We start from the raw sequence: 23,144 nt of genomic DNA, 5'->3' as shown, positions 1-23,144 counted from the left end.
CTTATCAGTCAGACGCAACCGTGCGCATCACCGTTTCCCGCGGCAAATCGAACGCTTCGACAACGTGCACCACCAGGTCCACCTCCTGGCTCATTGCTTCACGCTCCATGCGCTGGCGGATCAAACCAATCACCAGCACCGCCAGGGTGGTGATCGAATACGCAGGGCCGGAAAGCGCGCGGACCCCGCTCACCAGCAGCATCGCCGCTGCCACAGCCTGGCCCACCACCGGAATCGCCGTGGCTGCACCACGGCGCAGGATAAACCCGGTCAGCCCGGCCAACGCCGTACCACTCAACGCCGTGGTGGCTGATCGGCCAACATCGAAACGGCTGAACAGCCCCTGCTCCTTTTGCGCGGCCGCCTTGAGCTCCGCGTCGAACACCTGCCGGTCAGCGTTACTGAGTTTGTCTTTGTATTGTTCGATGAGTTTTTCCGCAACCTGGGCTTCCAAGTCTGCCAATTCGACGGTATCGAGAGGTCCGTCAAACTTGATCCCCAACCGCTGCACCACATCTTCGGCGACCTGGCGGTAACTCACGCCATGGCCGCGGGCCAGGTTCATAAAGGTATCGCCGCCCATGCGTTGCAACTCGACGGCCAATTTGAGTGGCTCGCGCACGGTGGCGTCGATTGAAGCGCTGCGCTTTTGCGCCATCAATTCAGCAAGGAACTTCAATTCTTCCGGCCGCGCCTGCACCAACGCAGGGAACAGTTCTGCGTCCTCTTCGGCAAAACGTACCTCAGTGCTGCGTTGATCGGAACGGATCATGCCGCGTCGCTCGTGCAACAGGTCGGTGTACTGCACTACCGTCCGCAACTGCGGCCAATAGGCGGCGTGGTCGAAAGTCGCCAGGTGCACATTGGTAACCTTGGCCTTGAGCGCTGGCGTCACTGGGATCGCATGGCGGCCGATGCAACGTTCGGTATCCGGTTTCATCGCCAGGGCCCAGTCTTTGCTGGAGTGGCAGTTGATTACGCGCCCCTTGAGGGGTGCCGAGACTTCACCCCACGGGCTCGACGTGCAGATCGCGCCGCCCATCAACAACAGGTTGTCCAATGGCAGTTCGCGGGCAGTTTCAGGGCTGGCCAACAGGCTCTTGACCAGAATGCGCGCGCCCAGGGAATGGCCGATCAGGTTGATACGCCGTATTTCAAGGGATTCACCGTGCAAGTAGCTGGCGAGTTCAGGCAACAGGCTCCTGGCGACTTCGTCCACCCGGGCCTCGACGCTTTTGTAGTGATCGAGGAAATAAGCAATCGCCTTGCCCACCCCCACAGTCGCCGCGCCCAGGTTGACGCCGCTGAGCATCGCGCCCAGTACATCCTTGAAGGGAGCAAACAGGTTTTCCAGGAAATGCCCTGCCGGCCAGAACAGCATCAGGTTGGTCGAGCCTTCGATACCCGCCAACTGCGCCTGGAAGCTGCCCAATTGTTGCCGATTGAAGAACGCCGAATAACCGTGAACGTAGAGATTGAGCACATCGCCCTGAGGCTCGCCACACAGTACGAACGTGGGTTTGCGGGTGCGGTGCATTTCATCCCACTGGTGCTGCATGGGGCGGTGACTCCTGGTGAAAAGGGATGGCGATAGTAACAAAGGGTGAGGCTCAATGCCGTTGCATGCGCTGCAAAAACACAATTTTCGACATGTAAAAAGCGCTCTAATAACCGTCTATTGATTGGCTTTAAAGATCCTGGAGTTCGCAATGCCCCATGAAGGCAACCTGTTACAAGCAGCCGTGGTGTTCCTGCTCGCCGCCGTGCTGACCGTGCCCCTGGCCAAACGCCTGCAACTGGGCGCGGTGCTGGGCTATCTGTTTGCCGGCGTGATCATTGGCCCGTCGGTGCTCGGCCTGATCGGCAACCCGCAAAGCGTCGCGCAATTCTCTGAACTGGGCGTGGTGTTGCTGCTGTTCATTATCGGGCTGGAACTGTCACCCAAGCGTTTATGGGTGATGCGCAAGGCGGTGTTTGGCGTTGGCCTGGCCCAGGTGATACTCACCGGTCTGGTGATGGGCGTGGTGGCCTTGTGGCTGTTTGGCCAGTCGTGGAACAGCGCCATCGTACTCGGCCTGGGCCTGGCGCTCTCGTCCACCGCGTTCGGTCTGCAAAGCCTTGCCGAGCGCAAGGAGCTGAACCAACCACACGGTCGCCTGGCGTTTGCCATTCTGTTGTTCCAGGACATCGCTGCGATCCCGCTGATCGCCATGGTGCCGCTGCTGGCCGGCAGCGATCACCCCACCACGGAAGCCCAGGGCCTGCAGCATGTCTTGCAGATCCTCGGCAGCATCGCCGTGGTAATCATCGGCGGTCGCTACCTGCTGCGGCCGGTGTTTCGCATCGTCGCCAAGACCGGCCTGCGCGAAGTGTCCACCGCGACGGCGTTGCTGGTGGTGATCGGTACAGCCTGGTTGATGGAACTGGTGGGCGTGTCCATGGCCCTGGGCGCCTTTCTCGCTGGTTTGCTGCTGGCGGATTCGGAGTACCGCCACGAACTGGAATCCCAGATCGAACCGTTCAAGGGCCTGCTGCTGGGCCTGTTCTTCATCAGCGTGGGCATGGGCGCAAACCTCAGCCTGCTACTCAGCTCGCCATGGGTGGTGATCGGGCTGACGTTGCTGCTGATCGGCTTGAAACTGCCGCTGCTGTACGCCGTCGGCCGGCTGGTGGGCGACCTCAACCGCGAAAGCGCCCTGCGCCTGGGCGTGGTGCTGGCGGCCGGGGGTGAATTTGCTTTTGTCGTGTTCAAGATCGGTCGCGACCAAGGCCTGTTCGAACCTCATCTCTATGATGTGCTGGTGCTGACCATCACCCTCTCCATGGCCGTAACGCCGCTGCTGTTGCTGGTGTGCCCGAAGCTGTTCAAGCCCAAGGTCAAGCCGGTGGAAGTGCCCGAGGAATACAGCGCCATTGAAAGCGACGCACCGCGCGTGGTCATTGCCGGCATGGGCCGCATGGGCCAGATCGTCGCGCGGATCCTGCGCGCGCAGAATATCTCGTTTATCGCCCTGGACACCTCGGTAGAGACCATCGAACTGACCCGCAGCTTCGGTGGCATGCCGGTGTTCTACGGTGACCCGCAACGCCCGGAGATCCTGCATGCGGCCAAGGTCGACCAGGCGGAATTCTTTGTGATCGCCATGGATGACCCGGAGATCAACATCAAGACTGCCGAACAGGTGCGCAACCTCTACCCGCACATGAAGATCATCGCCCGTGCGCGTAACCGCCAGCACGTACACCGCCTGGTGGACCTGGACGCCTCACCGATTCGTGAGACGTTCTACTCCAGCCTGGAAATGAGCCGTCGCACCCTGGTCGGCCTGGGCTTGAGCCAGGCTCAGGCCGATGCGCGCATCACACGCTTCAAGAACCACGACCTGCAAGTGCTGGCCGCGCAACACGCGGTGTACGACGACGCTGCCAAGGTGATGCAAACGGCCCAGGAAGCGCGGGCGGAATTGGCGCGCCTGTTTGAGATGGATCGACTTGAGGAAGAGTCCGACAAGGCGTGAGGCTATCGGTGAACGATCTTGCGAAAATTCTGACAGAATATGCCGCAATTTCGTTCATCCCTGGAGCGCTTCATGGCCACTTTCACCAAGACCGTCGCCCTGCTGGTCCTCGCGCTTTCTGCCGGCAGTGTCTTCGCCGCCGCCAAGCCGACCACACAGACCATCTCCACCCTGGGCGGGAAGTTCACCTTCAAGCTGCCCAGGGCCTATACCGCCGACACCTTGCCGGCTGGCAAGGCGGATGATGGAACCGACGACACCCAAGGCACGATGTACGCCAACCAGACCACGAAAAGTGTGGTGATCGTCGCCGAAACGGTGCGTGCAGACGGGGTAACCATTGGGGATAACGACGCGCAGTTCCTCGATGGCGCCGTGGCCGGATTCGTCAAGGACCAGAGCGCAGCACTGCCTGACTTCAAGAAGCAGAGCGAGAAGAAGCTGAACGTCAAGGGCCTGGGCCTGCGCCAAGTGGACAGCACCGCGACCCAGGGTGGTGGCAAGACGCTGCAATCCACATTCCTCGGTGGCTCGGGAAATCATTTGCTGGTGATCCAGGCGATTTCGCGGGCGGATGATGCCAAGGGGCATGCGGCGCTGGTGAAGCAGATTACAGGCGGTAAGTAACCCGATCTCCCAATCAACACAACACCAATGTGGGAGCAGGCAAGCCTCCCACATTTTTTAACCGCGTTTACCTCAGGCTTTTTTCCAGCCAAACCTTCAAGTCCTGCACTTCCGACTCGCTGACAGTGTGGTTCATCCCCGGATACCCATGAAACTCCGGCTTCAACCCGAGCCCCGTCAACACCTCATTCGCCCGGGTCGCCGAGGCATACGGCAGCGCCTGGTCCAAGGTGCCGTGGCCGATAAAGATCGCCAGCTTGCCCAATGACTCATCCGGTTTCAGCTCAGCTTTGAGCACCGGCAACACGCTGCCACTCAACGCCGCAATCCCTCGCACCAGCTGCGGGTCACGCAACGCCACCTCATACGACATGATCGCGCCCTGGCTGAAACCAATCAGGAACACGCGATCACTCTGGGTGTGGTACTTGGCAGTGGCTTTGCCGACGAAGTCCTTGATCAGCCCCGCACTGCGCTGAAGATCGGCCGTTACACCATCGTAATCGCCGTCACCGGGCGTCTTGGTAAACCAGCGAAATCCATTCGGGCCGACCGGCATGGGCGCCCGAACCGACAAGTAGGTCCACGTGGATGGCAGCGCGTCCTTGATGCCAAACAGGTCTTCCTCGTTACTGCCAAAGCCGTGCAGGAAAATCACCAGCGGCTGGTTGCGCGCATCACCCTGGGTCTGTTCCAGGTACGACAACGGCAAGTCGGTGTGCAGCGTATCGTCGGCATGAGCGGCACCGGCTAGCAGGGTCAGCGCCAGGGCAAACAGTTTAAGCATGGGACGTTACCTCAGGGTTTGCGTAGCAAATAAGTGTCCATGATCCAGCCATTTTCAAGGCGCGCGGCCTTGCGCACCCGTTGGATTTCTTCGGCCACCTCACTCACCTTGCCGCTGATCAGGATCTCGTCCGGCGTGCCGAGGTAGGCGCCCCAATAGATGTCCAGATCCTGATCGGCAACGCTGCGGTAGGAATCTTCGGCGTCAAGCATGACCACCAGGGTGTCGGCATCACTCGCCTGCCCCGCCGCCAGACGGCGCCCGGTGGTGATCTCAACGGACTTGCCGATGCGGTTCAACGGCACCTTGTGCTGGGCGGCCAGGGCCTGCACGCTGGTGATACCGGGGATGACTTCGAACGCGAAGGTGCAGCGACCACTGGCCAAAATCGCCTGCAGAATGCGGAGGGTGCTGTCGTACAGCGCAGGATCGCCCCACGCCAGGAAAGCGCCCACTTCACCGTCGGCCATTTCCTCATTGATCATGCGCTCGAAAGTCTGCTGCTTGTCGCGGTTGAGGTCCTGCACGGCGGTGGTGTAGTCGATATCGCCGCGCACACGCTCGGGGCAATCGGCCTCGACGAAGCGGTAGCCAGGCTCGGTGATGTAGGTCTCGCAGATCTCGCGACGCAGGTCGATCAACTTGTCTTTGCTCTGGCCCTTGTCCATCAGGAAAAACACGTCGGTGCGGTTGAGCGCCTTCACGGCCTGCATCGTGATGTAGTCAGGGTTGCCGGCGCCAATGCCGATGATCAGGATGCGTTTCATGGGTAGCTCTCAGTGCGGGGCGTGGATTTTGCCATGTTCAGGCGTCTAGGCGTGAGTTTCCAGGCGCAGGCGCCAGACCGTATTGAAGCGCAGCTCCGTGGTGGACAGCGGCTCGACGTCGATACGGTAGAACATCGAGAGCGGAAACTGCATGACGTACAGCATTGCGGCGCGGATCACGAAGGGGTGGGTGATGGCGACGATATGGCCGGGTTGGGTTTCGAGGGATTTCATCCACTGCGCGACACGCGTGCAAACGTCCTCCACTGACTCGCCGCCATGGGGTGCGCACGCGCTGTCAGTGAGCCAGGTGTTTAACTGATCGCCATTCAGTTGGCTGATGGCCTGGCCTTTCCACTGGCCGAAATCAGCGTCACGCAGGGCGTCTTCGACTCCTGCGTCACCGCCGAACAAGCCGGCTGTCTGCCGTGCGCGTATTTCCGGCCCGCACAACAAACGCCGGGGTTCCTTATAACGCCCGGCGAGGGAAAGTGCCGCCCCCTGCCAATCCATCGCCACCGCCTCGTCGTCCGGAAAACGCCCGCGCTTTTGCAGAGGCGTGGCGGCATGGCAGATGAGGGTCAAACGGGTGGCTTGCACGCAATTCGCTCTGACGAATGAAGGCCAATAAGACTGGCGCAGTTATCCACGGCGTGCAACGTCTTGTGCCTGTTCCCACAGGGGAATGGATTCACACGCTGGACCAGGTTCACACCGCCCAACTGTGGGAGCTGCCTGCCATGGAGGCAAATCCCCGATTCAGAAAGCCAATTAACCGATTTGACGTTTAACCACATCGATTGCGTGCTGGACACTGATTATTTCATAAGCCTCCTCATCTGAAATTTCAATACTGAACTCCGCCTCCAGCGCGATAACCCACTGTGGAAAGTCCAAAGAGTCAGCGCCAAGATCTCTAAGGAACTCTTGTTCATTTCGAATACCTTTCATATCCAAACCCAACTGCTGACTTAAAACCATCTTTACACGGCTCTCTATATCACTCATCACAACCTCCCAAACACTGATAGCGCATGCGCAACTGATACCGACTGGCGATTCATACCCGTCTCAACATAACCCTAACCGTTCTCCACCCGCCGCAGACTGTCACAACTAACAGGTCACCTATACCCATTCGAAATAAGATCTAACTATCAATAACGAACAATGGACCTACGTTGTATATTCCTGGTCAATCAAACCACTCACGGCGGCCTTCGAAGGTGCTGACGATCAACTCCACAATCATCCGCACCGCCTGCGCATCCCCCTCCTGCGCATTCACTGCCAGCCACACCTGGCGCTGCATGCTCTCGGCCAACAACCCCGGCAACGCCACAAGCCCACGGTCAACACTGCTCATGTAGTGCGGCAGCAACCCAATACAGGCGCCACAACGAATCATCTCCAGCATCAGCGAATAAGCATGCACTTGCACCACCGCCGCCAAACGCTGCTCCACCACCCGGTTCCACGGCTGCAACGCGCCAACCTGCGCATCAGGCTGCCACTGCACCAGCATGTAGTCATCCAGGTCTTCCACACTGTCCGGCCGTGTCGTGAGCCGTGAATAACGCTTGGCGATATGCGGCAAATATTGCAGCCGCGCCAGGGCTCGCGGCGGCTCGGTGACAAAGCTCGGGCCGGGCACCGGGGCATCGGCGTCCGACAACCACAGCACCACGTCCACCTCCACCGCTTGCAGCGACAACGGGCTGTCGATGGAGATGATCTCCAGGCGCACGCTGGCATTGCGTCGCAGCAAGGCAATCAGGTCGCGCCCAAGGATATCGTGCAGGATCGGCTCAGCCACCGCCAGCCGAATCAGCGGTTGCTCCGTGACCGGCAGGCGCCGCTCATGGGCCAGGGCGATTAACTGAGCCTGCAACTGCTGACCATCGCGGCTAAGTACCAAGCCATTGCCCTGATAGGTGAACAGCGAATGGCGCAGATGTTCTTCCAACTGCGCCAAGCGCTTGCGCAACAGCGTCGCCTTGATATTCAAACTGCGCGCCGCCTGCATGAAACAGCCGCAGCGCGCACTCACCAGAAAGTAGCGCGCCACCTCCGGGTCAATCTCTCCGGCCAGGGCCAGCCTGGTGCTGCGCCCCTCGCCCGGTGCGCGATAAGCGGACGGCCCCTGAAGGCCAGACGGTTCTAGAAATGCCATGGGAGACTCCCTGTCTTGTCTGTCTGTGCATCCAATGCGGGTTGAAACGCGTTACTCCAGCACCTTGTTCAGCTCTGCACCGTCGATACTCAGGGTGGCGGTGTTGAGCATGCCCTCGAGGTAAGCCTTGGCGATCTGCTCCTGGCGCTGGGCGCGCAGGGCCTGGGTCAGGCGTTCGCGCAGTTCGTCCAGGGTCGCCGTGCGCGCCGGTTGCTGGCCGGTGAGCTTGAGCACATGGAACCCTGCCGTACTCTGCACCACATCCGACACGGCGCCGACCTTGAGGCGCGACACCGCACTGCGCACTTCGGGCACCAGTTGCTGCAAAGGCTGCATCCCCGAGTCTCCACCTCGCGTGGCGGAGTCGGTGTCCTGGGAAAACTGCGTGGCCAGGGCGGCGAAATCACCCGGTGACGCCTGGACGCGGCGGCTCAGTTCCTGGGCCTGGCGGCGTACTGTGTCGAGGCTTTGCGGGTCATTCGCCGCGAGAAAAATCTGGCTCACCCGATACAACGGCGGCGTCATCCATTGCGACTTGCCGCTGTCGTAGGCCTGTTGCAATTCAGCCGCGCTGGGGTAGTCGGCTGGCACCTGGCTGACCGAGAGCATGTAGTCGCGAAACACGATTTGCTCAGTGGCGGCTCGCGTTTGCTGTTCCACTTCCGGGCGCTGGCGCCAGCCTTGCGCGTCGGCCTGTTCGAGCACCGCCTTTTGTGCCAGACGTGAACGGATCCAGGTCTCCAATGCACCTCGGTTACCGCGCAATTGCTCGCGTGACTCGGCCGGCAGGCTGGCAAGCACGCTTTTCAGTTCCGTGAGGTCGATCTGCTGATTACCCAGGCGTGCCACCGCTGGCCCACTCGGCGCAAGGTTGAGCACCGGTGCCGGTTGCTGAGCCGCCACCGGGTCGCTGCCCGGTCGCACGCTCAAACCCACCGCCACCACCAGCAAGGCCAGCGCACCCGCGCCGACCATCAAGGTTGGCTTTTTCACAATACGGGCGCCTCGACGTCGGCCTGGGCCTGCAACTGCGCCGCCTGCTGGCTGTATTCACGCAGGTAGACGATAAACTCCTGCAACAGGCGATCCCACAGTTCCAGCTGGCTGCGCAGGTGCGTGGCGCCCACGCCGGCCACCACCACGTCCATTTCCATCAGCAGGAATTCGCCCTGCACCGACAACCGCGCAAAGCGCCGCGATGCGTTCCATACCTGGGCCAGGCCTTCAGGCAACTCGCCCTGGATACGCAGCGCGCAGCTGTAGGTGAAATCCACATAGTTGCCCTGCTCTGCCGCCGGGTTGCCAAAGCGCACGGCAAAGCCGATGCCCTGGCTGGCGCTGAGCAATTGCACGATACCGTTCTGTTCGGTCTGATTGACCCGGTAGCCCGCTTCCTGCAGCAGCTCGGTGAGGCTCTGGGTGGTGACGCTGGTGATCAATTCGCTCATGGTGATCTCTGATCTGTCTATCAATGATTGGCAGTTGCCTGGGGCGCGTCGAAACGGCTCTTGTACAAATCGTCGCCAAAGCCCTGGGCCAGTTCCTCGAACTTGACCCGCGCACTGCTGGCGAACGGCTGGCGAATACTCATCACCTCGGCCACGTCGATTTTTTCGTAGGCCGCGAGCAGTTGCTGGGCCACGCCGTACATCTGTTGATTCTTGACTGAACATTGCTGCACGTGTGTGTCACGTTCGCTCAGCTGTGCCTGCAAGCGAGCGCGCTCGGCTTCTTTACCCTTGGCGAGCACCAGCAGTTCGTCATAAGCCTTCTTGAACTTGCCGATCTGCTCATTGCTCGCCGCGACCTGGGCTTGCGCCTGACTGTGCAGGCTCTGTTGCTGGCCGGCCATTTGCTCGGCCACGCTACGGGTCTTCTCCAGCTCAGCGGTCAGTTGTTTGATTTGCACCTGGGCCTGCTTGGCCTGGGTTTCAGCGGCGATGCGCGCCGCACTGGCCTGGGCCTGTTCGCTTTGCAGCGCCTGCAATTGCTGGGTGGTGCTGCGCAATTGCGTACGCAAGCGCTCCTCCATGCCTTCAGCCGAGGCCGCCGTGGCAACAAACACCAAGAGCAGCCCGCAGATTCGCGTGTTCATGTGGCATCTCCCTGCGCATCAAAAGCGCGTGTTGAGTTCCAGTTGCATCACATCGACTTCAAACGGCGCGCCATACACTTCTGATGCGCTCAACCAACGCGCACTGGCGTAGAGGTTCTTTTCGATGCCGTAGTTGGCGCCGATGAAGTACCCCTTGGCGTTGGTGCCGCCCAGGTGGAACGAGGAATCGTTGAAGCCGTCGGGCAAGGCGTCGGGCTGGATGTATTTGTAGCCAGCCAGCACGTTCCAGTCGCCGCGTTTGCGCATCTCCAGCGCGCTGCCGAGGGTCATCTGCACCATCAAGGCGTTGCCGCCACTCTCAAACTGGCCCTTGCTGTTGATGTTGTTGACGATCTCGCCTTCGCTGCGCTTGAGCATCTCGCCCTTGTCGTAGGCCAGGTTGTGGATGAAGTTGCCCTGGGTACGCAGTTTGAAGTCGCTCGGCAGTTCGGCATCCCACGCCAGGTTCAGGTCAAGCACGTCGAACTTGGACGCCAGGCCGACAAACTGCGGTTGCGGGGTCAAGCCAGGCGTGGCCGGGTTCGGGGTGATATCACGCAGCAGGAACACGCTGTTGCCCTTTTGCATAAAGGCCAGGCGCGAGCCGTCGCTGTCGCAGGCGGGCTGCCCGGCCCACGGCTCACACGCGCCGGAGCGTTGGCCTTCGATATCGTCAAAGTGGTAGTACGCCATCGCGCCTTTGATGCTGTTTTCGCGGTTGATCTTCCAGTTGGCGCCGATCTGTCCGCCAAACAGCCACTTGGTCTCGCTGTCTTCTTTGTCGAAGCCGTTGCTGCTGGCCGAGTCGGAGGTGTACTCCACCGGGAACGCGCCAAGGGTGCCGAACAGGCCCCACTCGTTGTTCAGGGCATGGTTGAAATTGGCGGCAATACCGTCGAAGTTCAGGTCACCCGAATACATCATGTCAGTGGAATAGAACGGGTTAGCGAACCGGCCTGCGGTGAGGGTCACGTCCTGGGTGGCTTTCCAGCTGAGATAGCCCTGGTCGAGCCAGATGTCCTTCTTGCCAAAGCCGCCGCCCAAGGTCTGGGTGGTGGACACCGGGTTGTTGTCGGAGCCGGTGCCGATGCGGATGCCGGCGGTCCATTCCGGCGACAGCACCGCTTTCATGCCCAGGCGCGCGCGCAGGCGGAAAAGGTTTTCGCGGTCCTTGGTGGTGTTGAGCAGCGGTGGCAGCTTGGTGTTGGTGTCTTTGTTGGTGTCGTACGGGCCGCTGTCATTGAGCTTGGCGTAGTCGACGATTTCGTTGCTGTTGTTGCCTGAGAAGTAGCGCGACTCATCCCGCAGGCGGATATCGCCGTCAAAGGTGATACGCGAGATCCAGGCCGGGAAGGTATTGGGCTGGGCCCAGTTTTCCTGCTTGGCGGTGGCCATGACCTCGGCCTTGACCTGGTCACGAATCTGATCCTTGACCGCCTGCGGCACATATTGCACACGCACATCGCCGGGCGCTGCGACCGGGCCTGCGGCAACCACCGGTGCCGCATTGGCCTGTCGTGCCTGCTGGGCTTCTTTTTCCGCCTGGGCGATCAGGCCGTTGGCGGTTTCCTGCTTGAGCACGCCTTGCTGCACCAACAGGCGGATCAGGTTGATCGTGACGTTTTCCGAGGGCGCGACCGGGGCGGCAGTCGCCTGGCCGACCAGGGTCGCGATGACCATGCCGACCGCCAGGGTCAGTCGATTCACGGGGGAAATCATGTGTACGCAACTCCTGTAAAAAACCGTTGAAAAAAGCATTCAATTAATCCGGGCGCCGGCCTTTGAGGGACAGGCGCATGGGCAGCGTCAGCGACGCCGGCGGCTTCTGCGTGGCACGCGGTGCACGTATCAGCGCAAGCATCTGGGCATCGGTCTCGGCGTCCCCGCTGGACTTGGCCACCTGCGCCTTAGTGACCTGGCCATCGACGCCCAACCACAGGTCTATCTGTATCGAGAAAGCCTTCTTGCGTAATTCCGGGTCTTCGCGCATCAGCCGTTGATAGGTGCCGGCCAGGTACTGCTTGTACGTGCCGGTACCCAACCCACCACCGCTGCCGGCCATGCCGCCGCCTTTGCCGGCGCCAATGTTGAAACCGTCATTGCCGGACTGTGCATCGCCATCGATCTGCATCGGGTTGGCCAGGTCTTCGTTAGGCGAAGGCGGCGCTTCCTCTGCCGGCTTGACGTCTTCGGGTTCGGGGCTGGGCACCGGCTCCGGGACTTTTTCTTCGACCTGGGGCTCGGGCTCCTTGGGTTTCTCTGGAGGCGGTGGCGGTTGCGGCGGCAACGGGATAATCATCGGCACCTTGGGCGCTTCGCGGCGCACGCCACTCATGTCATTGGCCCACTGCCACAAAAACCAGGCCGCCACGGCGCCCAGCAACAGGCCCGCGCCCCACTTCAACGGGTGCAATGGTGGCTTCTTTTTCACGGGCAGTGGCGCCATTGGGATCTGTGCGGTCATGGCTCAGCCCTGGCTCGGTTTGCCGGTGACCAACCCGACCTGGGACAGCTCCAGCCGGCGCAGCAAGTCGAGCACTTCGATCACCTTCTGGTACTGCACCATCGCATCGCCGCGCACGATTACTGGGAAATCGGGGTTCAGCGCTTTCTCGATACGCAGGCGTTCTTCGAGCTCGCCGAGGGTTACCGGGTAAGCGTCAAGGAACACCTGGCCGCCGTCGTTCACGGAGATCGCCTTGGTCTTGGCCTCCGACAACGACACCGAGGCGCTGGCCTTGGGCAGGTGAATCTGGATACCCGAGACCTGGGCGGTGGCGGTGAGGATAAACATCACCAGCACCACCATCAGCACGTCCACCAGGGGCGTGATATTGATGCTGTCGACGGCGGCATCATCGTCATCGTCGTGGGAGGCATTTACAGAAGCCATGGCAACTCTCCTCAGGCCGGAACCGGTGCGTGATGCGGTGCGCGGTGCGCGGCTTCACTGTGCTGGCTCTCGCCGTGCATCTCCGCCAGGCGGGTGATGAACTCGTCGACAAACACGCGCATATCCGCACTCACTTCCTTGTTACGCGTGATCAGGCGGTTGTAGCCAAACAGCGCCGGGATCGCGACAAACAGGCCCATGGCCGTGGCCAGCAAGGCCGCCGCCATACCCGGCGCGATGGCATTGATGTTCACGTCACCGGCCATGGCGGTGCCGAGGAACACCACCATGATCCCCAGCACCGTCCCGAGCAGGCCGATGTACGGGCCGCCGGCGATGGCGTTGGACAGGGTCGAAAGCTTGGAACTGAGGGCCTGGTTTTCGCGGGTGCGCACGCCGTCCATGGAGCAGCGGATCGCTTCAATAGTCGCGGCCGAGACCGAAGAAGTGTCAGCACCCTGGGCGCGGCGGGTGCGGATTTCCTTGACCGCCACCAGGTACAGACGCCACAGCGAAGAATGGGTCAGGCGCTCAGCCAATTGCGCGTCGTCGGCATACATCTCCAGGCGGGTGCCGATCTGCGCGAAATGCTCGCGGAAGATCTCGTTGCCACTGCTGAGCCGGCTGACCTGACGGTTCTTGCGCAGCATGATGACCCACGACTGGAACATCATCCCTACCAGCACCAGGATGATTACCCAGGCGTCGACGGGAACCGCGTTGAGCAGGAAGCCCAGGCTGCCGAAACCAAAGCCGGACTGTTCTTCATCCACGCCATAGGCCACCAGCTTCGACTCGGCGCCCTGGGCGCTGGCGTCGGCCAGCAACAGCGCGGCCGGGCGCGCCACTTTGGACAGGCGCAGCTCATCGATGGCGCCGGCGAAGGGCTGGTGCGTGCTGCCCGCTTCCGGCAGGTCGGCACCGATGGCCAGTTGGGAATTGAACGCTGGCAAGGCGACAGCGAAGGTCGCGGTTTCGCGGCCATTCACATACAGCGAGACCTTTTCACCTTCGGCGGTGAACGCCAGGTGCTGCCATTGGCCAGGGTTCAGCGGTTGGGTCGACACGGTGCGCTGGCCGTCGATTTCCACAAACGGCATGCCTTGGTTCACGCCCAGCAGCAGGTTGTGGGAGCCGTCGCGCCGGGCCAGCACCACTTGCTCACCGCTCGCCTGGTCCAGGCGCAGCCAGGCACTGAAGGTGAATGCGCCACCGGCTGCATGTTGCAAGGATGGGCTGGCCGGCAACATCAAGGGCTGGCCGCCAAACTGTAAGGCGCGGCCGATCACGCCGTCGATGCTCACGCCCGTGGCGTTCAGTGCGGTGTTGGCGTAGGCCGTGGTGTCCCGGGGCGGTGTGGCAGTGGCCCCATCAAAATGGTAGAGCGCGGTGTAGTTCGGGTCAAACGTCAGTTGGCCGTTGGCGGAGGCCGCGGCTTTCTGATTGCCGTAGTACATCCACAGGTCCTGGCGCTGGCCGCCTTCGACCTTGGGCACATCGACCCAGATCAGCGCCATGCCCATCAACGGGTCGAAGCTTTCGATCTGGTGGTTGAACACGGTCTTGTCATCGGCACTCACAAAGCGCAGGTCGGCACCGTCTTCCTTGACCCCGTCAAAGGTGAAATTGCCCGTGTGCAGGCGCACCAGCAGCGCGGTTCGGCCCAAGGCCTGGCTAATCGCGGCGCCTTGGGCGGTGGTGTCTACCGAGATCTGTTTGCGGTAGTGCCAATCGTCCTGCCACCAGGCATGGGCGGTGGCCGGGAGCGCGAAGCCCAGGCAGATCAACAGGCTCAGGAATAGGCGTTGCATGGGTGAAATCTCCGGAAGAAAAAGTCAGAAAGTCGCCTGCACACTGAAGTGCAGTCGCGAGTCCTGTTTCTGGGTGTTCGGTCCATCGAGCAGCGGGTAGCCCCAATCCAGGCTGCCGGACAACCATTTGCTCAAACTGGCGCGGGTGCCCAGGCCGACACTGGCCAGGCTGTATTCGTCTTCTTGCTCAGGCAGCGGGTCGTGCAGGCGCATGCGCGCGCCTTCGGCGAATGCGTAAAAGCGCCACTCCTGCACATAACTGCCGAGAAACTTGGCCAGGGACGGCGTGCGCAACTCTTGGGAGAGCAAGTAACCCTCATCCCCGGTGCGTTCCGCCGCCAGGTAGCCGCGCACCGAAGTGGCGCCGCCGGCGGAATACTGCTCGTTGGAGACCAGCGGCCCCGAGGCGAGTTGGAAGCCACTTTTGGTGGCTGACTGCCAATCGTTGGCGAAGGTGTAGGTGTAATTCAGGTCGCCCTTGAGCACGGCAAAACTGGCGCTGGCCTTGTAGCGTTTGTACTCGAATTCTTCGGCGTCGCTGCCGTAGCCGAAGAACGCGCGGGTGCCCACCACCAGGTTCAGGCCCAAGCCCAACTGTGATTGCTCGGTGTAGCGAAAGCCGTTGTAGCCAAAGGTGAACGGTGCGTACTTGAGCGGCACCTGGTCGCTGCTGGCGCCGAATTTGAGCTGTTCGTCGAAGTCCTTGAAGTCCACGCCGAACGAAAACGAGTTGGCCCAGTTTCCCGCCGCCGGCAGGTTGTAAATGGCCGACACGCCGTAGGAGTGGCCCTTGCCCAATACGTTGCTACCGCCGAGGGTGGCGATGTTGCTGTCTGACTGGTAACCCGAGAACTGCAAGGTCCAGCGCTCATCCAGCGGCGCGCTGTAGGCGCCCGACCAGACCTTGGCATTGGCGCTGTCCTGGGGCGCGGTGAAATAGGTCAGCGAGATGCTGTGGCCCAGTTGCCACAGATTGTCGTAGCCGAGGGTCGCCACCGAGCGCAGCTTTTCGGTGTCGGCGCTGTAGTCGTTGTTAAGGCCAATGCTGGCGTGCCAAGGGTTCTGGTCTTCCACCTGCAAATCCACATCCATGGTGCCGGGGCGCTGGCCTTCGCGCACCAGCGGCGTGACCTGGCGCCCGGCACTGCGGTTGAGGCCGGCCAACTGGGTTTGCACCGTGGCAAAGTCTGGCACCGCGCCCTCTTCCAGCGCTGGGACCTGCTCGCGGATTTCCACCGGCGAATAGTGCTTGGCGCCGACCACACGCACGCGTCCCACCTTGGTTTCGCTGACTTGCAGGTAAACGATGCCGTCATCGACCTTCTGCTCCGGCAGCTCGACAAACACCGACTGATAGCCGCGTGACTGGTAGATCTTCTGCAGCGCATCGCGGGCGCCTTCGATATCGCCCAAAGTCTTTTGCGGACCGAGGAACGGGTACACCGCCTCCTCGATCGTCGCCGCATCGAGCACCGTGTTGCCGCGCACGAAGTACTCGTTGACGTCGACCTTGCGCGCCGCTTGCTCTTCCTCGGCCAACGCGATTTGCGTCACGCTCCCCAGCGTCACGCAACACAGCGCCAGCGTTAATTTGAACAGATGCTCCACACCGCCCCCTGACATTCTGATTTTTTGCGCCGCCACCGATTGCCCGGCATGCGGCCTGCTCAATTGCTGGTGATCGAGGTGTTACCGTGGCGTGCCAGCCAGGTGTGCAACAGCGCGAAGTTCAGCGAGAACTCCGGCATGTGCAGCAAGGCGCCACAAAACACGTCACCGATGATTTTCTGGATGAGTTGCACCGCACGCGGGTTATTCAGCAGCGTGGCGATGTCGCGGGTGAGCACATGAATGCTCCAGACCTTTTGGTTCAGGTCCAGGCCGACGAACCAGCGAAACAGCAGGTTGTAGTTCAGCTGTTCATGCAGTTGCTGCTCGCTGGGTACCGAATACAGCAGTTGCAGCAAGAGGACTTGCAGCACGGTGTGCGGGGCGATCGACATCGCGGATTCGGCCACCAGCCACTCACGGTGCTGGTCGAGCACTTCGTCGATCTGCGGGCGCAGCAACACCAGGGAATGGCCCGCCGGGATGTAGCTGGACACTTCCTTCAACGCGCCCTGCCAGTCGTCCTGAGAGACAATCCACACCCACGGCGCACCGTAGCGGTACACCGAAACCGGCTTCTTGCGCGCGGCTTCAACGATCTTCGACAGGCGCTGATCGAGCTCCTGCATGCCTACTTTCGAGTAACGTTCCATAGTTCCCACTTGCCCCACTCCTGGCGTCTTGCTGACGGCTGGGGAGGCAGCTTGTGGCGGCCTCCAGCGCGTTACATAGGAGAGACAGGGGGGGACGGGAGCTACCGAACTTTTGTCATGAAAGCTTCATTTTGGATTGGGTGGGGGGCAATTCTTGGTGGGGGACATATCTGTTATTTGAGTAACGGCTGATATGGGTTGCGCCCTTACGCTTTTGCTTTTGATCTGGGGCTAAGACCTTTTGGCTACTGTTGGGTCTTTGTTTCCAAAAGTGACCCGCTGTAAAAGCGGAGCCATAAGCCGCCATTACCGCAGAAACGGCTATGGACTCACCCACCAAGCCCTCCCTGCAAAGGCAGTTCATAAGACTTCTTGACCGTGCGCACCACCAACGTCGACGAATAAGTGCGAATCGGAATATCCCGATAAGTCTCCAGAAACCGATAGATATACTCCGTGTACTCCGTAGCATCCCGAAACTTGGCCACCATCACAAAATCAAACTCCCCGGTCATCAAGTAACAATCCTGAATCTCCGGGCGACTGGCGAGAATGTGCTGCATCCTGCGGTCAATATCCTTGCTGTCCCTGTCCAGCTTGATCAGGAAAAACGCCGTGACATGGATCCCCAGCTTGCGCTCATCCAGTACGGCGACTTTAGCCTTGATAACCCCCACGCTTTCCATGCGGCGAATCCGCCGGTAACAACTGGTGGACGACAGCCCCACGCTGTCACTCAACAACTCCAGGCTCTGGTCGCAATCCTGTTGCAACTTGCCCAGGATCTTCAAATCCATGGCGTCTGTCATCGGTTCCAAATCATCCTTGAAAAATGCAATGAATCCGTCGCAATGACGGGCTAATTTGCACAAATCCTGCGCAGTGGCTAGTTAACATCGATTCAGCTTAGCAGCCCCGCCAACACCTGGCCTCAGGGCGGCATGAGAGGGATCTTATGATAGTCGCGAAACCGACATGGACCGCTGATATCCAAGGACTTTTCAGCGCACCCTACTGGGTGCCCGCCGCCCAACGCGCCGCCGTGGCGGCCACCTGGGTGGGCTGCATGAATGCCTACGACGTATTCCTGGAAGACCCGGCGTCGGTCAAGGCCTGGTCGGAAACCATCTACCAGCACCTCGCCTCACGCAACATGCCACTGACCACCGACCAGCAGCAATTCTGGCCGATCGACGCCTTGGAAACCTTCCGGCTATGGGTCAACCAGGGGTGGCGGCTGAACAGCATTTCGCCGTTTGACCTGGCCGAGCGCATCCCGCCTCCGGCGTTGCCGCACCCGGTTAAACGCGTACGCCAGGACATCCGCGCCCTGAGCCCAGAGCAATTGAACCTGTACCGCGCCAAGCTGGATGACCTGATGCACATCGGCGACCCGGACAGCGGCTCGCCCTGGCAGCGTTACGCCTACATTCACACAAACTGGTGCCTGCATTACCAAGAGGCCTTCGCCCTGTGGCATCGCGCTTACTTGCTGTACCTGGAAGCGTTGATCGACTGCGCGATCCCGTATTGGGACTGGATGGCCGCAGACGCCAGTGTAGACGGCAGCCCACAAGCCGGCTTACCCCAGGCATTCCTTGATGAAACCTATGTGCACCCGCACACCAGCGAGGTGCGACGTAACCCGCTGCGCTATGCCGCGGCCAAGGATGGTTGTTCAAAGGTCTGCGCCACGGCACCCGTCGCGGGCTTGGAATGCCTGTACGTGCAACGCAACCCGTTGTTCTACACCCAGGGCGAGGCTTTTCGCGCCGAGCGGACCCAGCTGTATGGCATGAGCCGGATCTTCCAGCAGCAAGTGGTCGATGCGCTCGCGTTCACCACCTTCAGCCAGCCCCAAGGTGTGCCGGGTTATCCCTGGGCCAACATCACCGCCTTCAATCCGCCGCAACCCGACAACCTGTACCCCAACCGTGCGCTGAACTTCGACGGGCTCTACGAGCAACCCCACGACAACTATCACGGCTGGATCGGTGGCGACATGGCCGATAATGCCTACACCGCCTTTGACCCGGTGTTCTGCTCGTATCACGCCAATATCGACCGCATGCTCGAAGTCTGGATTCGCGCCAATCCGGCGGCGCAGTACACCACTCAGTGTCTGCTGCAGCCCTTCGCCGGGGCCCAGGCCGACGATGTGACCTTCACCAGCGCCGATGCCTGGCGCTACACCACGCTGGGAGACATGGCGCAGGACAGCCGGCACATCGGCTACGACTACGGCACCCCGGTGGCCCCGCAGTTCGGCGCAGCCAAAGCGACGGCTCCGGCCTGTTGCCAGGCGCAAGCGGCCGGCAGCGGGCCCTGGGTGGTGTTCGACCACGTGCGTTGCACCCACGACACGTACCTGATCGACGTCTTTCTCAATCAACCCGACGCCACGGCGCAGCACGCGAGTGCCGACAACCCGCATTACGTCGGGCGTTTCAGCCGCATCGGCATGGGCCTGGTGGACGACAAGGGCCGCTGCATCACCCAGGGCGTCTCCCGCGCACTGAATGCCGCGCGCGCCGTCAAGGCGCTGAACCTTGCCCCGACTGACGCGGCGCAGTTATCGCTGATCGTGACCCACCCCGATAGCGGCCAGGTGTTGACGCCCGAAGCGTACACGCCACTGCCTGGCTTTATCGCCCAACTGGTGTGGGACGACCCACGCCAATCCTCCGCCGGCCCCGCTCCGGGAACCGGTTGCTGCTCCACTTCCACCACTACCCCTGCTGGAGAACGCACATGAGCACGCCCTTCACCCAATTCACCTCCCCTGCCGAACAAGCGCCCAAGGACTACAACAAGCTGGGCCTGGAGGACCAGCTGTCGACCTTCGAAACCAATTGGAACAACAACGTCACCGGCTGGACCCAAATGTCGGTCATCGGCAACCCCTGGTCGAACCTCAATGACGCACCGCGTTCGGGCTACTACAACCCGCTGGAAAGCGGCTACGGCACGCAGACACCGCTGACCATTACCTGGCAGCCCTTCCCCAATCGACTGTGGACGTTTTTCTACAACAATGGCGCCGCCGTGGTTCCGCAACTGGGCGGCACGGCCATGACCCTGGACCAGGTGATGCAGTTGACCGATCACGGCCAGATCACCCTTAACAACACGCTTTATTCGCTGTACCCGGACCCGGCGGCAACCCAACTGCAGATCCCCAAAGTGTTGTGCAAGTCCATCAACTGGCACGGCCCCTATGCCGATTTTTCGCCCTCGGGTCCACGGGGCTGGCTGGATGAGTATTGCGAGTGGTCCATCACCCGCGACCCCGACGGCAACATGCGCAGCATCATGTTCACCAGCGAGAACCCGGCCTACTTCCTGACCATGTGGAACATCGACCCAAATGCCGTGCTGGGGCTGTACCAGGCGTACGTCGACCCGCAGGTGAAACTCGAAGACCTGTACCTGCGCTACACCGCCAACGGCCCGACCGGCAATGCCGGTGACCCGGTGATCGATGAAACCACCGGGCGGCCCGCCTATGACACCGTCAACAAATGGAACGCCGGCACCGTGCGTATACCGGGCGTCTCAGGCGGCGCGATGCACCTGACCTCCGGGCCCAACACCCTGAGTGCCGAGATCTACCTGGCGGCCGCGGCCACCATCCTTCGGCCGATCCAAAGCAGCGGCAACCAACAGAACCTGATCTGTTGCGCTCAATACGGGCAGAACTATCGCAACTCCGACCCGCATATCGGCTTTTCCGCCAACCAGGCCGCGGTTAAAAACCTGATCTCGTTGACCAATCCCATCGGCCTGTACCTGCAACAGCCGAAATCCTTCAGCACCTGGAAAGGCCCTCAAGGCCAGGATGTGAGCAGCTACTGGCGCGTCACCCGTGGCACTGCCGGCACCGGCCCGAACAACTCCGACCAGATCTTGCAGGCGGTGTTCGAGGTGCCGCACAGCGCGGGGTTCTCGATCAATGACATCACCATCAACGGCACGCCGATCGACTACGTGTGGGTGATTGCCAACGAATTGAATGTCGCCTTGAGCGTGACGCCAGCACCGTTGACCGCCACGCCCAAGGAATGCGACTGCGTGGCCGCCAATAACACCGATGCCCAACCCTGGCCCGTGCAGCTGCTGCCATTGGACCTGTTCTACGGCCAGTCACCCAGCGACTTGCCGGCCAGTTTTGCACCCGGCAGCTCAGCTCAGTTCGTGCTGGTGGTGCAAGGGGCAGACCCGAACACCACTGTGGCGGATGCGCGGGTGCAGTTTTCCAACCCGGGGATCAGCGCCCAGGTCACGCAGTTCTTGCCGGATGCCTCGGCGATTCCCGGGCAGACCGACAGTGGCGGCACGCAAGGCTACGTCATGACCGTCAACGTCAGCGGCAACGCTGCGCCGGGGCTGGTCAGCGTGCGGGCGCTGAACCCCAGCGAAGCCGCCAACCCCAGCGCGGCCCAACACCCATGGGAAAGCGGCCTTGCGCTGGTGCCAGGCGCCTGACTGGTCCCTGCCGCCCATGCCTGGCGTGGGCGGCGCCCCTAAAAGCCTTGAGCAAGGAATGCGATCATGTACGGATGGCCTCGCCCGCTGTGTCGGGCTCGCTTGAATGTTTTCTCGTTACTGGCCGGCGCCCTGCTGTCACTGGTGGCGCCGCCACCGGCCAGCGCTTCGGACGCGCAGACCTGCGTCCAGCAACTGGTGTTCGACCCCGCAAGTGGGGGCTTCCTGCCGGTGAACAATTTCGGCACCGAGCAGGACTTTCTCAATTGTTTCGGCTGGCAACTGTTCATCGCCATGAACTGGCCGGTCAATCCCGGCTGGCCGGCCGACCCGACCCTGGCGGGCGAGCCAGACACGCAAAGCAGCGCTGCACAGTTCGGCGTGCCGCAAACGCCCGGCAAGCCGATGAGCAACGCGCCGGTGTGGGCCAGCTACAAGGACGCCAACGACATTTTCCTGCCCGGTGCACCCAAACCGACCGGCTGGGGCGTGGAAACCCTGGTGCCGTCCAATTGCACCGCCACCGGCAACCTGAAAGCGTTCTCCACCGGCGCGCGCAAATTCATTACCGCCACGTCGGAAAGCGCGATCAACCGCAAGCACCGCTTCCACCTGTCCAGCGGCACCCAGGTGACCCTGCCCGATTCGATCATGGAAGCCGCCGGCGGCTGGCTGACGGACCAGTCGGGCAACCTGGTGTTTTTCGAGCGCAAGGTCGGCAAGGCCGAGTTCGACTACATCGTCAATAACGGCTTGTACGACGCCGCCAATCAATTGATCGTGGCGCAGAACAGCGACAACCGACACCCCGCCGGCCTGTCGTTGCCTGCGGGCAAGCTGGTGCGTGAGCTGCCGGCCAAGGCGCTGCCCCAGGAAGAATTGGGCGCGCTGGAGCTCAAGGCGGCCTGGCGCATTCTCACCGACAAACCCGAGCTGTACGCACGCTACCTGACCACCGTCGCCTGGCTGCAACGCCCTGACACGCTGCAATGCACCCAGGAAGTCGTAGGTCTGGTGGGCCTGCATATCATCAACAAGACCCAGACCCAGCCGAACTTCATCTGGACCACGTTCGAGCAGGTCGACAATGTGCCTGACGGCGGCGCCACACCGCCGCAGGGCTACAGCTTCAACAACCCGGCCTGCACCGGTGATGCCTGCACACCCAACGTCGCCCGCGTGCAATGTGACGCCACCCACACGCCGCCCAACTGCACGCCATTTAACCAACCGGTACAGGCCACACGGGCCAATGCCACGCCTGAGGACATGCAAGCGTTAAACACGGCGGTGCAGCAGACCTTCGCCCAGCAGACCCAGGGACAATCAGTGTTCCAGTACTACAAACTGGTGAACGTGCTGTGGTCTAAAACGCCCAACGCACCTAACGATCCAGGCCCTGGGCCGAACGTGAAGACGCCGCTGTCCTATGGGCCGTTTGTCAGCGATCAAAGTGTTGCCGTCGCCAATACCACCCTGGAAACCTATGTGCAGACAGAGAACTGCAACGACTGCCACCAGTACGCGGCCATTGCCGGTGGTTCCAAATTGGCGTCGGACTTCTCCTTCCTGTTCAGCAGCGCCGACTCCGCGAAGAACACTCGCCTGATCAAACGCATCGAGGCGTTCAAGACCCTCAAGGATGATCATTAGGCGGGGGTTTCGGGCCTGCCCCTCAGTGGGAGGCCGGCCCCACAGCCGACCGAGAAACGCCCGAAAAAAAGGGG

21 protein-coding genes are annotated in these 23,144 nt (G+C 61.4%); 5 read left to right on the top strand and 16 right to left on the bottom strand.

Annotation, left to right across the window (positions count from 1 at the left end):
* Positions 1-4 precede the first annotated feature (4 nt).
* A complete protein-coding gene (locus tag AACY52_RS11100; RefSeq protein ID WP_339436526.1) occupies positions 5-1,558 on the bottom strand; it encodes a DUF726 domain-containing protein in 1,554 nt (517 codons plus the stop codon).
* Between the two features lie 151 nt (positions 1,559-1,709).
* On the opposite strand from AACY52_RS11100, the gene AACY52_RS11095 reads away from it, so the two are divergent.
* A complete protein-coding gene (locus AACY52_RS11095; RefSeq protein ID WP_339419800.1) occupies positions 1,710-3,518 on the top strand; it encodes a monovalent cation:proton antiporter-2 (CPA2) family protein in 1,809 nt (602 codons plus the stop codon).
* Positions 3,519-3,590: 72 nt separating this feature from the next.
* The gene (locus AACY52_RS11090) at positions 3,591-4,145 is read left to right on the top strand and encodes a hypothetical protein (RefSeq protein WP_339560489.1); all 555 of its coding nucleotides are present in this window, start codon (positions 3,591-3,593) and stop codon (positions 4,143-4,145) included.
* A 67-nt stretch (positions 4,146-4,212) separates the two neighbouring features.
* On the opposite strand, the gene AACY52_RS11085 is transcribed toward AACY52_RS11090, so the two are convergent.
* The 15 genes from AACY52_RS11085 to AACY52_RS11015 all read right to left on the bottom strand — a co-directional run bounded on the left by AACY52_RS11085 (position 4,213) and on the right by AACY52_RS11015 (position 17,729).
* Entirely contained in the window at positions 4,213-4,932 is a 720-nt protein-coding gene (locus tag AACY52_RS11085; protein ID WP_339419797.1) for a dienelactone hydrolase family protein, read from the bottom strand.
* Positions 4,933-4,943: 11 nt separating this feature from the next.
* Positions 4,944-5,699, bottom strand: coding sequence for a precorrin-6A synthase (deacetylating) (cobF, locus tag AACY52_RS11080; RefSeq protein ID WP_339419796.1), 756 nt, complete (start codon positions 5,697-5,699; stop codon positions 4,944-4,946).
* A 45-nt stretch (positions 5,700-5,744) separates the two neighbouring features.
* The gene (locus AACY52_RS11075) at positions 5,745-6,299 is read right to left on the bottom strand and encodes a histidine phosphatase family protein (protein ID WP_339419795.1); all 555 of its coding nucleotides are present in this window, start codon (positions 6,297-6,299) and stop codon (positions 5,745-5,747) included.
* A gap of 171 nt (positions 6,300-6,470) precedes the next feature.
* On the bottom strand, positions 6,471-6,707 hold the full coding sequence (gene acpP, locus AACY52_RS11070; protein ID WP_339419794.1) for an acyl carrier protein: 237 nt from the start codon (positions 6,705-6,707) through the stop codon (positions 6,471-6,473).
* A gap of 187 nt (positions 6,708-6,894) precedes the next feature.
* Positions 6,895-7,872 carry a LysR family transcriptional regulator gene (locus tag AACY52_RS11065; protein WP_339436523.1) on the bottom strand — a complete coding sequence of 326 codons (978 nt, stop codon included), beginning with the start codon at positions 7,870-7,872 and terminating at the stop codon, positions 6,895-6,897.
* 51 nt (positions 7,873-7,923) lie between these two features.
* Positions 7,924-8,865 carry a peptidylprolyl isomerase gene (locus tag AACY52_RS11060; RefSeq protein ID WP_339560488.1) on the bottom strand — a complete coding sequence of 314 codons (942 nt, stop codon included), beginning with the start codon at positions 8,863-8,865 and terminating at the stop codon, positions 7,924-7,926.
* Positions 8,862-9,320 carry a YbjN domain-containing protein gene (locus AACY52_RS11055; protein ID WP_049708791.1) on the bottom strand — a complete coding sequence of 153 codons (459 nt, stop codon included), beginning with the start codon at positions 9,318-9,320 and terminating at the stop codon, positions 8,862-8,864. The genes AACY52_RS11060 and AACY52_RS11055 overlap by 4 nt, the downstream gene beginning before the upstream one ends.
* Before the next feature lie 20 nt (positions 9,321-9,340).
* Entirely contained in the window at positions 9,341-9,967 is a 627-nt protein-coding gene (locus AACY52_RS11050) for a DNA repair protein (protein ID WP_339419786.1), read from the bottom strand.
* Positions 9,968-9,985: 18 nt separating this feature from the next.
* Positions 9,986-11,686 (bottom strand): putative porin, encoded by a 1,701-nt coding sequence (locus AACY52_RS11045; protein WP_339560487.1) that lies wholly within the window; start codon positions 11,684-11,686, stop codon positions 9,986-9,988.
* Positions 11,687-11,729: 43 nt separating this feature from the next.
* Positions 11,730-12,431, bottom strand: a complete 702-nt coding sequence (locus AACY52_RS11040) for an energy transducer TonB (protein ID WP_339419783.1) — start codon at positions 12,429-12,431, stop codon at positions 11,730-11,732.
* A 3-nt stretch (positions 12,432-12,434) separates the two neighbouring features.
* Positions 12,435-12,860, bottom strand: a complete 426-nt coding sequence (locus tag AACY52_RS11035; protein ID WP_010211136.1) for a biopolymer transporter ExbD — start codon at positions 12,858-12,860, stop codon at positions 12,435-12,437.
* Between the two features lie 11 nt (positions 12,861-12,871).
* Positions 12,872-14,671 carry a DUF2341 domain-containing protein gene (locus tag AACY52_RS11030; RefSeq protein ID WP_339560486.1) on the bottom strand — a complete coding sequence of 600 codons (1,800 nt, stop codon included), beginning with the start codon at positions 14,669-14,671 and terminating at the stop codon, positions 12,872-12,874.
* A gap of 24 nt (positions 14,672-14,695) precedes the next feature.
* Positions 14,696-16,279: a ShlB/FhaC/HecB family hemolysin secretion/activation protein gene (locus AACY52_RS11025; RefSeq protein ID WP_339419779.1), complete on the bottom strand. Its 1,584-nt coding sequence runs from the start codon at positions 16,277-16,279 to the stop codon at positions 14,696-14,698.
* A gap of 59 nt (positions 16,280-16,338) precedes the next feature.
* Positions 16,339-16,932, bottom strand: coding sequence for a transposase (locus AACY52_RS11020; RefSeq protein ID WP_339419777.1), 594 nt, complete (start codon positions 16,930-16,932; stop codon positions 16,339-16,341).
* A 329-nt stretch (positions 16,933-17,261) separates the two neighbouring features.
* Positions 17,262-17,729, bottom strand: coding sequence for an Lrp/AsnC family transcriptional regulator (locus tag AACY52_RS11015; RefSeq protein WP_339419775.1), 468 nt, complete (start codon positions 17,727-17,729; stop codon positions 17,262-17,264).
* 158 nt (positions 17,730-17,887) lie between these two features.
* Between AACY52_RS11015 and AACY52_RS11010 the strand changes: the two genes are divergently transcribed.
* The 3 genes from AACY52_RS11010 to AACY52_RS11000 all read left to right on the top strand — a co-directional run bounded on the left by AACY52_RS11010 (position 17,888) and on the right by AACY52_RS11000 (position 23,070).
* On the top strand, positions 17,888-19,687 hold the full coding sequence (locus AACY52_RS11010; RefSeq protein WP_339419774.1) for a tyrosinase family protein: 1,800 nt from the start codon (positions 17,888-17,890) through the stop codon (positions 19,685-19,687).
* Positions 19,684-21,417, top strand: a complete 1,734-nt coding sequence (locus AACY52_RS11005; protein ID WP_339419773.1) for a hypothetical protein — start codon at positions 19,684-19,686, stop codon at positions 21,415-21,417. The genes AACY52_RS11010 and AACY52_RS11005 overlap by 4 nt, the downstream gene beginning before the upstream one ends.
* Positions 21,418-21,483: 66 nt before the next feature.
* Positions 21,484-23,070 carry a hypothetical protein gene (locus AACY52_RS11000; RefSeq protein WP_339419772.1) on the top strand — a complete coding sequence of 529 codons (1,587 nt, stop codon included), beginning with the start codon at positions 21,484-21,486 and terminating at the stop codon, positions 23,068-23,070.
* The last annotated feature ends 74 nt before the right edge of the window (positions 23,071-23,144 follow it).

The organism is Pseudomonas sp. EA_65y_Pfl1_P113, assembly GCF_963970525.1.
GTDB lineage: Bacteria > Pseudomonadota > Gammaproteobacteria > Pseudomonadales > Pseudomonadaceae > Aquipseudomonas > Aquipseudomonas tritici.
The sequence above is the reverse complement of the archived record's forward strand: the minus strand, read 5'-3'. Positions and strand labels throughout refer to the sequence as shown.

Coding starts and splice junctions, on each gene's coding strand:
- AACY52_RS11050 (WP_339419786.1), bottom strand. CDS start 9,967: ATGAACACGCGAATCTGCGGGCTGCTCTTGGTGTTTGTTGCCACGGCG.
- AACY52_RS11005 (WP_339419773.1), top strand. CDS start 19,684: ATGAGCACGCCCTTCACCCAATTCACCTCCCCTGCCGAACAAGCGCCC.
- AACY52_RS11015 (WP_339419775.1), bottom strand. CDS start 17,729: ATGGATTTGAAGATCCTGGGCAAGTTGCAACAGGATTGCGACCAGAGC.
- cobF (WP_339419796.1), bottom strand. CDS start 5,699: ATGAAACGCATCCTGATCATCGGCATTGGCGCCGGCAACCCTGACTAC.
- AACY52_RS11020 (WP_339419777.1), bottom strand. CDS start 16,932: ATGGAACGTTACTCGAAAGTAGGCATGCAGGAGCTCGATCAGCGCCTG.
- AACY52_RS11100 (WP_339436526.1), bottom strand. CDS start 1,558: ATGCAGCACCAGTGGGATGAAATGCACCGCACCCGCAAACCCACGTTC.
- AACY52_RS11085 (WP_339419797.1), bottom strand. CDS start 4,932: ATGCTTAAACTGTTTGCCCTGGCGCTGACCCTGCTAGCCGGTGCCGCT.
- AACY52_RS11040 (WP_339419783.1), bottom strand. CDS start 12,431: ATGACCGCACAGATCCCAATGGCGCCACTGCCCGTGAAAAAGAAGCCA.
- AACY52_RS11065 (WP_339436523.1), bottom strand. CDS start 7,872: ATGGCATTTCTAGAACCGTCTGGCCTTCAGGGGCCGTCCGCTTATCGC.
- AACY52_RS11055 (WP_049708791.1), bottom strand. CDS start 9,320: ATGAGCGAATTGATCACCAGCGTCACCACCCAGAGCCTCACCGAGCTG.
- AACY52_RS11030 (WP_339560486.1), bottom strand. CDS start 14,671: ATGCAACGCCTATTCCTGAGCCTGTTGATCTGCCTGGGCTTCGCGCTC.
- AACY52_RS11045 (WP_339560487.1), bottom strand. CDS start 11,686: ATGATTTCCCCCGTGAATCGACTGACCCTGGCGGTCGGCATGGTCATC.
- AACY52_RS11000 (WP_339419772.1), top strand. CDS start 21,484: ATGTACGGATGGCCTCGCCCGCTGTGTCGGGCTCGCTTGAATGTTTTC.
- AACY52_RS11090 (WP_339560489.1), top strand. CDS start 3,591: ATGGCCACTTTCACCAAGACCGTCGCCCTGCTGGTCCTCGCGCTTTCT.
- AACY52_RS11095 (WP_339419800.1), top strand. CDS start 1,710: ATGCCCCATGAAGGCAACCTGTTACAAGCAGCCGTGGTGTTCCTGCTC.
- acpP (WP_339419794.1), bottom strand. CDS start 6,707: ATGAGTGATATAGAGAGCCGTGTAAAGATGGTTTTAAGTCAGCAGTTG.
- AACY52_RS11010 (WP_339419774.1), top strand. CDS start 17,888: ATGATAGTCGCGAAACCGACATGGACCGCTGATATCCAAGGACTTTTC.
- AACY52_RS11035 (WP_010211136.1), bottom strand. CDS start 12,860: ATGGCTTCTGTAAATGCCTCCCACGACGATGACGATGATGCCGCCGTC.